A 13113-nucleotide genomic window follows, 5' to 3' on the forward strand; every position below is an offset into this window, starting at 1 on the left:
GTATTTATCCCCTTTATTAAAGCTGTAAAATAAAAAAACTTTCTTTACAGGCGTAAAGAAAGTGAAATAGACAATATTAATTTATGCATTAAATACCATGTCTTCCCCACTTTCCTACGCTGGCATTAACCAGATCAGGTACTAAGAGTCTCAAAATTACATTTGATCTCAGCCTATAAAAGGCCCCTCTAGTGGATAAATATTTAGTTGTCGTATTGTAATTATCATAGCATACTTCGTGGAACTATCAAAAATTTTAATTGTACAAGTATCTTAAAAACCTTCTTCTTTCCTTACTTTTAATGAAGTTTCAATGATCATATCTAATAGCTTACTATAGCTAATTCCCGCTGCTTCTGCACTTTTCGGCAGTAAACTTGATTGTGTCATCCCTGGTAATGTATTAACCTCCATTACATATGGAATTCCGTCCTTCACCATCATATCAACCCTTGCATAAACACTACATTTTAATGCTTTATAACAAGCCATTGACGCTTTATTTACACGTTCCTTAATTTCAGTTGGAAGTTCAATAACTTCTTCAATTGTACTAACATCATCGTATTTTGCATTGTAGTCAAAAAACTCAGCCGCATGTCGAATCGAAATGATAGGTAACTGTTTACCATCAAAAATTGAACATGTAATCTCGTCACCTTTTATATACTTCTCAATTACTACTTCAGAATCCCATTCGAATACAGTTTCCAGCATTGAGATTAATTCATTTTTATCATTGACGATCTTTACTCCAACACTTGAGCCACCAGAGTTAGGTTTTACCACTAACGGAAATCCTATCTTATCTAACTCTTCAAGCTTTAGCTCATCCATTTTTGTAAGTTCAATCCAATCTGGTGTTTCTACTCCTTCATAACGCAAAATCTTTTTCGAAATATTTTTGTCCATACATATACCGCTAGATAACATATTGCTACCGCTATAAGGAATACCTAAACTCTCAAGCGTCCCTTGAACTGTACCATCTTCTCCGTATTTTCCGTGTAATGCTAGCAATGCAAAATCAATGTCTTTCGCTTTTTCAATTAAATCCATTTTTTCATTTAATGTAATTGGAACTATTTCATACTTACTCTTATCTAAATGTGCAATCATTTCATTACCAGTCATAATTGATACTTGTTTTTCAGAGGATACTCCTCCCATAATAACGCCAATTCTCATTTTCTCAACTCCAAGTTTCATTTTTTAATGTTTCACCAATTATTTGAATCCCGCTAACAATTTCCTTTTCTTTCAAACGTGAAAAACCTAATCGGAATGTGTTCGCTCCTCCTCCATCAGAGTAAAAAACATCTCCAGGAGAAAACGTAACTCCTTTCTCATAACACTTTTGTAAAAGTGTGCGGGCTTGAATTTTTTCTTCCAACTCTATAAACAAATGAAGTCCACCATCTCCAGTCATTCTTTTAAACGGAATGTACTGATTACACGCCCCAACAGCTAACTCATATTTTTTCTTATAAACAGATCTTGCTTTTTTTAAATATTTTTCAAAATATCCTTCATGTAAATATTGAAACAGAACAGCTTGATCTAACGTTGATGTGTGAATGGTTCTTGCTCTTTTAACACTTTCTAAATAATGTATCAGTTCTTTATCTGCAATAATCCACCCTACACGTAAACCAGGGAAAAGTACCTTCGAAAAGCTACTAATATAAATCACATTATTACCAGCCCCAGCAAAAGTTAATAACGGCGATAAATGTGAACCTGAATAACGTAATTCTTCATTAAATCCGTCCTCTATAATAGGAACCTTATATTTCGAAAATAACCTCATCAATTCCGTTCTTTTCTCCGAACTCGTAACAATACCGGTTGGATTATGATAAGAAGGAATTAAATACGCAAAATCAAAATCCTTTTCACGCAAACTTTTTTCTACTTCAGTCGTATCAATACCATCATCATTCATATCTATCCCATGAACTTCAAGTCCATGTAAGCGAAAAAGTTTCAATGCAGCATGGTGAGTTGGATTCTCACAAATAACACGCCCTGATTTTTTTGATAAGGAAGAAAGTACAATATCTAATCCTTCTGTAAATCCATTTGTAATTAAAATATCTTTGTTCGAAATATCTACACCTTTCATTTCCATGTAATGAAGTAAATAATTCATTAACGGTCGATAACCTTTTGCATATCCGTAGTTCAATACGATATCCCCTTCAATGGACATACGAGTAAGAAAAGCTCTTTTGAAATTTTCAACATCAAATAGCTTTTCGTCCGGGGCTATACTATTAAAAACAATCATTCCTTTTTCCCAGCGAACACCATGTTTCATTAAATCTAATTCATCCGCTAATGCGGTAACTGTATTGAGTTTATTTTTCCAATCTATTTCAACAGACGAAGTGTTACTTATATCCACTTTCGCGACAAAGTTCCCTTTTCCTTTAACTGCATAAATGAGCCCTTCTTGTTCTAAATCCGCATATGCAGAGAGTACTGTATTCCTGCTCACTGATAGTAATTCACTCAGTTCCCTTGTTGATGGGATTTTTTGGTTCCCTAACAAATGCCCTTTCATAATCATCTTTTTCAAATAATCCTTTAATTGAATATAAACGGGACGATCTTTTACAACTTTAAAATCCTTAAACAATTCCTTACCCCCTGCAATTATTTTTGCACATTTATTTCATTCTCAAAAGGTCCACCACATATGTATTTTTTATGAATAGCGGTACGGTTATAAAGCCTATAAATCCTTTCGATATAGATTGATTACATCTTTCAAAGCGGCTGCGGCTGCCCCACGTGGGTTTGAGGCCCCTCCAAGCGTTGTCACTTGTCCCATTGAATCCGTAAAGAATGTAATTCCTTTTTCGGTACTATTTATATTTGCTAATGGATGTTCTTTCTCTAAATTACAAGGTTTTACACTAAGATTTACTTTTCCATTATCATCTTTATATGCTGATGCAATCAATTTAATAGATTTATTTTGTTCCTTTGCATTTTGAATTTGTTGCGTTGTAACGTGCTCTATTCCGTTTATTTGTATATCTTTGAGTGAATAATCTGTCCCCATTAAACTATTCGTCAAAAGTAATAATTTACAAGCGCTATCCATCCCGCTTATATCTAATAACGGGTTAGTCTCCGCAATTCCTTTATTTTGTGCTTCTTGCAACGCTTCTTCAAACGTCTTATCTTCTTCATGCATCTTTGTAAGAATATAATTTGTTGTCCCGTTCAATATTCCTTCTATTTTTTCAATATGGCAACCTGCTAAACTTAGTTGTCCAATGTCTAATGTCGGTAACGCAGCCGCAGTTGCACCGCTATATCGAATACGTACATTTGCCATTTTTGCTGCTTCCTTTATTTCTCTCCAGTTTGTAACGAGTGCACCTTTAGAAATCGCGACTATATCCATATGTTTCTCAATCGCTTGTTTTATATATTGTTTTCCTGGATTTCCATCCTTTAGATTTGTAACAGTTGATTCTACCAATACAGTGCCACTTATCCCACTTGTTCCACGTTCCTCCGGATGATGTTCTATATATTTTTCAATCGCAGCAGTACCGCCACCATACATTAATAAATGATGAATAGATAACCCTCCCTCATTACGTATTGCAACATTTCTACCTAATACGCCACTTACCACTAAATTTATTCCATATGTTTCATTTATATATAAATATTTTTCATTTAATAATTTTATAAACTCTCTTCCTACTGTTCCATATCCAGATAGTACAATGTGAATTTTCATAATATCCCTCCATATTTTTCTACCAAATCCCTCTTTCAATATAATATAAAGCGCCCCCGAATTCCATCGAGAGCGCTTTATTATTAACTATTGCGGTAGCCATGATAACTTTTCTGCAATTGTTCTATAAAATTCTTGAATATTAGAAAAACCTAACGTGTCTGAAACACTTAATCCTACCATATCGAGATGATCCCAATTTACTTTCGTTTCAATATGATTCCATTTTCCAACCTGTAAAGACTCATTATTATTTACGGCAATATTAGACGAAGGCGCAATCATAGAATTTGTATTTACTACACCGTCATTTTGCCACCAAGATGTATCAATTAATGGGCGATTTTCTTCATATCTTGCATAGGAACCTAAGAAAAATGCATTACCCATTAACACTTTGTTCATCGTAATATGAGGTAATTGTAAACCTGTTATAGGTGCTGCTTGCGATGCATGTCCACTATACGATAAGTAATATACATCCGATTGCGTCTTTACCCAATTATTTAACTCTTTTGCACCATCAGTACTTAAATCCCATTGACTTATATCTTTTGTATTTTTCCAAATTGAACTATTTAAAATACGATCAGTATATTGGAAAAAGGACTCTTCACCATTCTTTTTCATACCCCATTGATCCAATTTAAAATCATATAATGATAAATTATTGTTTCCTCCTAAACTTGCAGCAGTAATGAGTAAATCTTTAACGAACGGCAACAAGAGACTTCCATCGGCAAGTGTTGTCCCATTATGCGGAGTTGCTAACGTTGTAACACTATGAACATATGATTTACCACCCTCAAATAGTGGTGATATCTTTGCGTTTGGATAGTTTTTCACATAATTCTTTTCTTCAAAACTCCCTTCCTTTAATAGCTGCACTAATGTTCTGGTCGTTTGTCCACCCATACTATGCCCAACTAAATGTACTTTATTTGTTTCACTCCAATTCGGTGCAAATCCACTATAAGTTCTACCAAAACGATTATGTCCATGTTTCTCAGCGTGCGCCGCACCATAATCTACTGTTCCACCGTTAATTTGCGCATATAATTCACATGCACGGTCCCAATTACTAGAAACAGGGCCAACAGCAGCCGTATGAACTGTATAACCATTTCTTTTTAAATCTTCCTGTATATCATGAACACCACCCCAATATTTTACCCCTAGCATTTCTTCCCTACCCCATCCAGCAAATCCATTCACTAAAATGATAGGATAATTATTTTGTTGCCTCTCTTCAGCGTAAGTTGTTTTCGCTACAAATGAACAAACAGTCACTAATGCAAAAAAACATATTTTTAAAAATAGCTTCCCCATACTCCCCCCCCTAATAAGACGTTTACATTTTTCCGTGAAAAAGATTTACACAATTCGTTTTTAACTTAAACATAATGTAAAGTATTTTATATACGTTGTATATATAGAAAACATACACAAATGTTGATAAATATTTACTTTTTATAATAAAACTTTTAAATCTGATTATTTGAATTTATAATCGAATGTAGTTTCCTCATGTTAAATGGATTTAATATTCATAAGAAAACTAATTTTATTGCTTGAAAAGGAGGAAAAAAGCATGCAAATCGGATCAAACATTCATACATTATCTCAACCTACTAAAATAACTCCATCTAATCTTGAGCATAATACTATCTCTTCTACTAAACTTGAAGATAAGAAATCAAATTTGATATTCGTTCATCTGAAAAAGAAATGAAACGACTTGAGCATAAATTTAGCGAATTAGATTTATGGAAGATGTTGAAAGATAAAGGTGTTCCTTTATGGATCATACTTGAAATGCTACAAAAAGTACGTAAAGAAAAAGAAGCTCAAAATAATTCAGTTCAAAATTCAAATACGATTGAAGAAACGAGTGAGACTCGATTAAATGAAGTAATGTAAAGCATAATATTTGATTGGTCTATAAACTAAAAAGAGTTCAAGACTGATAAAGTTTTTATCAACCTTGAACTCTTTTTTAAGATTTTTCTCCAATCGTTACAAACTGAAAAGATACTTCTCCTTCCAAACCTTTAATTAGCCTTGTTACTTTGACATTTTCATTAACCAATGTATTATCTGTCGACATTTTAGGTTTTTCATCTCCTAAAGATTTTTTCAGATGAAGAAGGTGCATTTTCGTTTCATTTGCCTTTATTTCTTTATACACACTATTTTGTGCTACAATCACATACCATTGCGTTGGATATGTACGAGTGTTACCTATCCAAGCGTCACTATCGTATGAAACTGGAATCTCTTTTCCTTCTAATTCAATACTTTTCATATTCTTTTCGTCTTCATGTGTAAACAACAGCGAACCTTCTTTTGGGAATTTCGGTAACGTATCTATAATATAATTGGAGCCATTATCTCGTTTACGAAAAACTTTTTCTTTAATCAATGCTTGTGCTGTAGATTCATTTAAAATTAATACCTGTCCATTTCCAACTTTACCTTTTTTCACAGAAAACACTTCATTTTCTTTCGTAATTTCTTGATAACGATTAATAATTGGTGAAATTTTATTTTCATCTCCAATGATTAATAAACCGTTTGCAGGAAATGGATTTTCCTTTTTAGAGCATGCACTAAAACTTATTAAAAGTAGTATCGTTAACATAAAAATAGTTAAAGTTCTTTTCATCGCGTTTCCTTTCATCATACAGTTCATTTTTTCACATACTTTTGTGTAGTCTTACAAGCTAATATACTCTATTGCTCCATAACTTTATAAAGCTTTTGTAGGTAACGCCAACGAGTTATAAAGAAATATAAAACTTGTATACATATAAATGAAATTAAAATAACGATCGAGCTATTTAAAATAGAAAAATCGACTAATTGTTGCAGTGCCGTATACGCAACTACAGTATGAATCACTGCAATGATAATCGGTAAGAAGAACATTAATACTAACTGTCTCGTTACAACTTTTTTTAACTCTCGTTTACTTAATCCCATTTTCGAAATCATTTTATATTGTTGTTGATCACGGTCCAAATCAGTATATAATCGGAAATAAATAAAACTAGCAGCAAATGTAAAGAAAACGATTCCGACTAAAACACTTGCCATAAGTAATAAACCATTCTTTTGCTTTGCCTCCAACAAGTTTAATGTTAAAGCTTCAAAGTAGAAATCGCTGTCCCTAAGATCTTTATCGAATACATTCTTTAATTGATTTGAAATCTCTTTCGTTTTTATCCAATCATCTACAACAAATCCGTAAGTACGATGTTGAATATTTTCATCTTTTGGATTACTCGTATGAGGAATTTCATCATACACATGATCTTGAACAGCAATATAAATACTACTAGGATCATGTGGTAAAACTAAATTTCCCACAGTTTTTTTCACACGAAATGTCTTTGTCCAATCTCCTTGAATGACTTCAATATTTTTTTTATAGTCACCATTTTTAAATTCTTGTTTTTGTGACACCCTCCCAGGGATTAGTAAAATTTCATCTTCTTTTTCAATCGTTTCTTGTTGGTATCCGAGTGCTCTCGTAAGTTCGTTATATTCACTTAATTTCAATACATTTACGTTACTTTCTGTAAATTTATTTGAAGATGAAGCCATTCGGTACGGAATATTTGCATCCGCAAGATGTTTTTTTATAATAGAGAGATGTTTATCTACCAATTTGTTGTTTTCAGAGCTTTCATACAGAAATGTATATGGGTTTGTCATCCATACTAAATTCCTATTACCAAGAGCAGCTGTTGTACCGATTGCTGTAAATGCAACTGCTGAAATAATAGATACAATGAAAAACATCGTTGCGTTATCTTTCATACGGTAAATTAATTCTGAAAATGTTAATATATTTGTTCGCTTTAAAAAGAATGATTCACTCCTTTTAGCAAGATACAATATATACACGCTACACTGTGTATATAAAAAGTACGTTCCTATAATGACTAGAAGTACACCCATTCCGAGCGTAATAAAATTAGTACTTGGGATAAAGCGAAATACTGAAATATATCCATAGCCTATACTAATTAAAGAAAGTAGCGATAATAGAATAGAAGCTTTCGGTTCAGGCTTTGGCTTTTCCTCTGCTTGAATAAGTTCCACAAGTTCCGTTACTTTTATCATTTTAAAAGTAACAAGCGAAACAATTAAAAATAATAAAAGAAATGTGATGACTGTTAATAATACCGCCTGCACTGGTATATAAAAAGGTAAACCATTACTAATCATTAATACACTTGCACTTATCAATAAAACTAGTTTAGAAAATATGAGTCCAATAAGAATTCCTATACAAATTGAGCCAAATCCAATCAACATATTTTCAATTAATAATAATTTCTTAAGCTGTCTCATTGACATACCTTGCATCATTAATATGCCAAATTCTTTCTTACGCGTTTTTAAAAACGAACTAACTGAATATAAAATAAAGAAAAATGAAAATACAAAAATCAATCCTTGCGAAACTGTAAATCCCAATGTACCGAATGCACTTATTGTTGCACTTGTCGATTTTAATTCTCCTTGTAAATCAGGATGAAATAATAAAAGAGCATACGTAAAGAAAATCATAATAGAAAATGCACTACTTAAAAAATGGGCAGCATATGTACGCTTATTACGAAAAATATTATTAAATGCGAACTGACGAAAAGTCATGTCTTTTCCCCCCTAACAAAGAAAGGACATCCATAATCTTTTGATAAAATGCTTGCCTGCTTTCACCACAATAAATTTCGTTATATAGTTGACCATCTTTAATAAATATAACTCTGCTGCAAAAACTCGCTGCATACGGATCATGTGTAACTAACATCATCGTTGCCTTTTCTTCCTTATTAAGAGCATCTAGCATCTCCATTACATCATTTGAAGATTTAGAATCCAAGTTCCCTGTTGGTTCATCTGCAAGTAATAATTGCGGCTTATGAACGATAGCACGAGCGATTGCTGTTCTTTGAGCTTGTCCCCCTGAAATTTCAAAAGTTCTTTTACTCAATATATCTGTAATGTTTAATTTCTCTGCAATTTCTTCCACTCGTGTGTTCATTTCTTGTACAGAAACACCATCTAATGTCATCGGCAATACGATATTTTCCTTTACCGTAAGTGTGCTAAGTAGATTAAATGATTGAAAAACAAATCCTAATTGTTTTCTACGGAATAATGCTAAATTATCTGATGTTAACTGGAAAGGATTTGTGCCATTTATTAATATTTCTCCCGATGTTGGAGAATCGATAGTAGATACCATATTTAATAACGTTGTCTTCCCGCTTCCTGACGGCCCCATAATCCCTATAAATTCACCTTCTTGAATTGATAAATCAATATCTACCAATGCTTTAAAAGGTATTTTCCCTTTATATACTTTACTAATACTTTTTGCATGTAAAATTTCCATTTATATTCTCCCTTCATTTGTACTGCTCACTATAAAGTGTAAAGGAATTGTCTTACAGCTCATATTGATTCATCTTTCATTTATCTTACACGCTTGTAAGATTTCTAAAAAAACTGATAACAAAACTGTTTTTAAACTAAAATTAACGTATAACTATCTTATAATAATTGTATAGTGGCATGAAATACAATGCTGTTTATATCAAATCTTTATTATATAAATGAGAAAAGACCGATTGTTTTATCGGTCTTTTACTTTCAAAAATTATATTTTTAACTTATGCCTTTAGTTGAAACATTTTTGAGTTACCCTTTTAATACTAGTTCACTTTATAATAACCTCTGCAAAAAACTGAGTTCTTCGGTTTAATGGCAATTAAAAATGAATTGTAGATATCTGAGGAGGAAATTAATGTGTTTATCCAACATACAAATAATATGATTGATTTGATATTTCCTGATACATAAAACGACATAACGGCAGGGACTACCGATAATACAATAATGGGCAAGCTCATAAAGACCCAAAATCTCGTTTTGGATAGGATTGCATTTGTATTTAGCCAAAAAAATATTCCACTAAATGTTAAGCTAATATCACCTTTGTTACTTATGACCAAAATGTGTAGACATTCGTGAATGATGAAGACAAAGATACCTATTATGATGAGATAAAATATATTAATATGAGTGAAACTTGTTTCAAAGAAATAGGGTATCAGAAAAATGATTATCTGAAGTAGATATACAAACTTCAGATAATGTTTTCGATACCAATTATTCTTAATAAAAGGAGTCCATTCTGCGAAATCCATACTTATCTGTGGCAAATGGCGAAACCAAGTTATGATATGCGTTCCCCTCCCTCATTTAAACTATTTCATAGCTTAAAACATTTAATCCACTAACACTCAACCGTTAGTTTTATATGCAAACCTTCGCTCGCCTTCACTTTTACCGTGTGTTCTTCTACTTGAGTTTGAAGTGATTCAATTTTAGGATTATTCGAGTGAGAAAGTGGTGTTTTCATAGATACATAAATTCGACAAAATTATCCAAATTCCTTTTCATATATGATTTTTATAAAATGGTTCTCGCATGTACAGCTTAATGGACTTGTTTTGCTAAAAAACAAGTCCATTAAGAAGCCATCCCAATTGCCTCTTTAATATGGTTAACTGGTACACTTGAATGTAAAAAAGCTCAGAATTTTAGCTCTAAGCTTTTTTGTAATCACTTCAATATAGCTCCTTTTAAAGAGCTATATTTTTTATCCATTCTGATTTACTTAATAGATAATGATTATATAGTTGGTTTTCTATCGTCTGTTGACTCAGATAAGTAAATCCACATTTTTCAATAACTTTATTTGATGGTACGTTGTTAATTAAAGCAACTGCGTTAAGAACATCTACATTTGTATTTTTAAACAAATAATCAATCAACCCTTTAGTCGCTTTCGTAGCGTAACCATTATTATGATACTCGCTTGAAATAGCATACATGATTTCTCTATTTGGTGAAGGGAGTTCTTCTTTAATGCTTGTGCAGCACCATCCAATAAATTCATTTGTATCTTTATTAAATATTCCTAGCTTTAATATATGATCATCTATGTTGCATGTATTTTTCACCGCATCAAGAAATGCTTTATTTGCTGGTATTTCATAATTTGCAACCCAATTTACTCGTTGTTCTTTCGTTGATTTCCAGTCTGGCAAAAACCTTTCTATTTCCGGCTGATTCGATATTTTATAAATACTCTCCGCATCTTGAATGGTAAACTCTTGTAAGTAAATATCACCACAGTCTATTCTAAATAACCTAGTCAAATTTTCTTCTCTCATGATACTCCCCCTTAATCCCGTATGAAAATCAGTAATTATGGGAAACTCCTAGCTAGAAGGTTCCCATAATCACATTAAAGCGCCTTTATCTGCTTCGTAAGTTCTATAAATCGTTCATCAAGTTCTTTATATTCTTTATCGTTAAAAGTTAAAAAGCTTAGTTTACCTAATACTTCTTGTCTCTCTGTTTCTAACGTTAAACGTAGCTCTTCAATATCATCTCTTGTTTTAGTAGGTTCCTCTAGCTGCTTTTGTATCATATGATTTGAAAACACAAGTTTCGTGTTAGTTGTTTTCTCTAGAAAATATCGATCGTGAGAAACTATAACTAATGTTCCATTATACTCAGCCAATGTATTTTCAAGTTGTTCCCTTGAAGGTAAGTCTAGATGATTTGTCGGTTCATCTAAAATAAGTACATCTTTTTCCTCTAAAATATAGGTCATTAGCTTACACTTCACTCGTTCTCCCATGCTCATTTGCTCAATCGGCTCTTTCCATTGAGAAGCCTGGAACCCTAAATGTTTCATTAAATTTTGGACTTTTCCTCTTTCTTCAAATGTCTCTTTAAAAAATAAATCTTCTGGTGTTTTATCAAGTGGTAAATCAAATACTTCTTGTGTTAAATAACCGATGTTTGCTGATGGTGAAATCCATACTTCTCCTTGAACAGTCTCCGTGCCCATAATCATCTTCAGTAATGTTGTTTTCCCGCTTCCGTTTGGTCCAATAATCGCAAGCTTCTCACCGTGTTGGATTGTAAAATTAACGTTTTCGAATAATGTTCGTCCATCAAATTCTTTCCTCAATTGTTTCACTTCTAAAAAGCGTTTTCCTACTTTTTTATTCGCTTGAATAGAGAACTCAACTGAATACTCTTCTTTAACACGTTCTACTTTCGTTTTCTCAAGCTCTTTTTCGAGACGTTTCCGTTTCGACTTCACTTGCGCATCCATTCGCTTCGCTTTCACACGATAAAATTCTTTAACGCCTTCTTGTTTTGTAGACTGTGCATGTGCCTTTTGTGACCATGAACTTAATTCGTTTATTTGTGATTCTACTTGTTCTATCTTTTTTTGCTGTTTTTCATATTCACGCTGCTGCGTCATTCTTTTTTGCTCACGTGCTTTCATATAACTCGTATAATTACCACTATGGTCAATTAATTTTTTATCCTCAATTGACCATATTTTTGTTGCGACAACATCTAAAAAATATCGATCATGCGATACGACGATAACTGTACCTCTCATATTTTTTATTTGTTTAATGAGAAATTCCGTACTCGTCTCATCTAAATGATTTGTCGGTTCGTCTAATATTAATAAATTAGGATTTTCGGAAAACCCTTTTGCTAATCGAACTTTCAGCTTTTCACCACCACTTAAAGTAAGAAAATCGTTCGTTGGCACGCCCCATTTCGCAAGAAGTTCTGCTTCTTTTGCAATCACATCATTACTAATAAAGGATTCTGTTTCTTGTTCAACATATGCCGTTGTCACATTCATTTGCTGCCATTCAACAGTACCTTTTGATGGCTCAATCTTCCCATTAATTAATTGAAGTAACGTTGATTTACCAGCACCATTTTTACCAATTAATCCGATAACATCCCCTTGTTTTACTGTAACATTCATTTTCTCTAATAAAGTATTTTCTATTATTTCAACATAAACATCATTTAATTTTAAAAGTTCTTTCATATTACCGATCCCTTTCATTAAGGGAGAACAAAAAAATCCTCCCAAATTAATTTGGCAGGATTAGTCATTAAAATATTTATACCCAAATAAGCTATTAAGCAAAATAAATAGCAATACTATTGTATGGAAATCGGGCAGACTAATCCTATTTTTTATAAATTGAAATTTATTTAATTTCAACATTTAAAAATAAGATTAGTTAATCATCGTCCACCCATCATTCCTTTCCGTCGTTAGTAACCATATTGTACCATAGTAGTACTGTATGAGTAAATGTAATTATATGTGCCGTTAAAAAGGATTGCTTTCTTTTAGGTCTATTTATCATTTCTACACTTCAGATTGATCAAGCACAAACAACATTTGTTGTACTTCTTGCTTTATATTTCCC

Annotated in this window: 10 protein-coding genes, 1 pseudogene and 1 riboswitch; of the genes and pseudogenes, 1 reads left to right on the top strand and 10 read right to left on the bottom strand. The window is 32.5% G+C overall.

The window, feature by feature from the left end; translation table 11 throughout:
* Positions 1-94: 94 nt before the first annotated feature.
* Positions 95-200, bottom strand: a riboswitch (TPP riboswitch).
* Between the two features lie 73 nt (positions 201-273).
* The 4 genes from MHB76_RS13010 to MHB76_RS13025 form a co-directional block, all read right to left on the bottom strand.
* Complete coding sequence (locus MHB76_RS13010) at positions 274-1188, bottom strand: D-alanine--D-alanine ligase (RefSeq protein ID WP_078173676.1); 915 nt, start codon at positions 1186-1188, stop codon at positions 274-276.
* A gap of 4 nt (positions 1189-1192) precedes the next feature.
* Positions 1193-2641, bottom strand: a complete 1449-nt coding sequence (gene pdxR / locus MHB76_RS13015) for a MocR-like pyridoxine biosynthesis transcription factor PdxR (protein WP_078173614.1) — start codon at positions 2639-2641, stop codon at positions 1193-1195.
* Positions 2642-2737: 96 nt separating this feature from the next.
* Entirely contained in the window at positions 2738-3763 is a 1026-nt protein-coding gene (locus MHB76_RS13020; RefSeq protein WP_078173613.1) for a homoserine dehydrogenase, read from the bottom strand.
* 87 nt (positions 3764-3850) lie between these two features.
* Positions 3851-5092: a lipase-like domain-containing protein gene (locus MHB76_RS13025; protein WP_199709839.1), complete on the bottom strand. Its 1242-nt coding sequence runs from the start codon at positions 5090-5092 to the stop codon at positions 3851-3853.
* Between the two features lie 262 nt (positions 5093-5354).
* Between MHB76_RS13025 and MHB76_RS13030 the strand changes: the two are divergent.
* Positions 5355-5683, top strand: a pseudogene (locus MHB76_RS13030) (DUF3914 domain-containing protein).
* Positions 5684-5759: 76 nt separating this feature from the next.
* On the opposite strand, the gene MHB76_RS13035 reads toward MHB76_RS13030, so the two are convergent.
* From MHB76_RS13035 to abc-f, 6 genes are all read right to left on the bottom strand, one after another.
* Positions 5760-6443 (bottom strand): lipoprotein BA_5634 family protein, encoded by a 684-nt coding sequence (locus tag MHB76_RS13035; protein WP_078173675.1) that lies wholly within the window; start codon positions 6441-6443, stop codon positions 5760-5762.
* A gap of 53 nt (positions 6444-6496) precedes the next feature.
* Positions 6497-8428, bottom strand: a complete 1932-nt coding sequence (locus MHB76_RS13040; protein WP_078173611.1) for an ABC transporter permease — start codon at positions 8426-8428, stop codon at positions 6497-6499.
* Positions 8403-9173 carry an ABC transporter ATP-binding protein gene (locus tag MHB76_RS13045; protein WP_078173610.1) on the bottom strand — a complete coding sequence of 257 codons (771 nt, stop codon included), beginning with the start codon at positions 9171-9173 and terminating at the stop codon, positions 8403-8405. Before MHB76_RS13045 ends, MHB76_RS13040 begins: the two co-directional genes overlap by 26 nt.
* A gap of 319 nt (positions 9174-9492) precedes the next feature.
* The gene (locus MHB76_RS13050; RefSeq protein ID WP_078173674.1) at positions 9493-9987 is read right to left on the bottom strand and encodes a DUF3267 domain-containing protein; all 495 of its coding nucleotides are present in this window, start codon (positions 9985-9987) and stop codon (positions 9493-9495) included.
* Positions 9988-10425: 438 nt separating this feature from the next.
* Positions 10426-11019: a GNAT family N-acetyltransferase gene (locus MHB76_RS13055; protein WP_078173609.1), complete on the bottom strand. Its 594-nt coding sequence runs from the start codon at positions 11017-11019 to the stop codon at positions 10426-10428.
* Positions 11020-11093: 74 nt separating this feature from the next.
* A complete protein-coding gene (gene abc-f / locus MHB76_RS13060; RefSeq protein ID WP_078173673.1) occupies positions 11094-12722 on the bottom strand; it encodes a ribosomal protection-like ABC-F family protein in 1629 nt (542 codons plus the stop codon).
* Between the last annotated feature and the right edge of the window lie 391 nt (positions 12723-13113).

Origin of the sequence: Bacillus sp. FSL M7-1345, from assembly GCF_038006985.1 — a bacterium.
GTDB classification, from domain to species: domain Bacteria; phylum Bacillota; class Bacilli; order Bacillales; family Bacillaceae_G; genus Bacillus_A; species Bacillus_A cereus_U.

Bases quoted from the DNA above. Each gene is read 5' to 3' on its own strand.
- MHB76_RS13035 (WP_078173675.1), bottom strand. From the start codon at position 6,443: ATGAAAGGAAACGCGATGAAAAGAACTTTAACTATTTTTATGTTAACG.
- MHB76_RS13045 (WP_078173610.1), bottom strand. From the start codon at position 9,173: ATGGAAATTTTACATGCAAAAAGTATTAGTAAAGTATATAAAGGGAAA.
- MHB76_RS13020 (WP_078173613.1), bottom strand. From the start codon at position 3,763: ATGAAAATTCACATTGTACTATCTGGATATGGAACAGTAGGAAGAGAG.
- MHB76_RS13050 (WP_078173674.1), bottom strand. From the start codon at position 9,987: ATGGATTTCGCAGAATGGACTCCTTTTATTAAGAATAATTGGTATCGA.
- MHB76_RS13010 (WP_078173676.1), bottom strand. From the start codon at position 1,188: ATGAGAATTGGCGTTATTATGGGAGGAGTATCCTCTGAAAAACAAGTA.
- abc-f (WP_078173673.1), bottom strand. From the start codon at position 12,722: ATGAAAGAACTTTTAAAATTAAATGATGTTTATGTTGAAATAATAGAA.
- MHB76_RS13025 (WP_199709839.1), bottom strand. From the start codon at position 5,092: ATGGGGAAGCTATTTTTAAAAATATGTTTTTTTGCATTAGTGACTGTT.
- MHB76_RS13055 (WP_078173609.1), bottom strand. From the start codon at position 11,019: ATGAGAGAAGAAAATTTGACTAGGTTATTTAGAATAGACTGTGGTGAT.
- MHB76_RS13040 (WP_078173611.1), bottom strand. From the start codon at position 8,428: ATGACTTTTCGTCAGTTCGCATTTAATAATATTTTTCGTAATAAGCGT.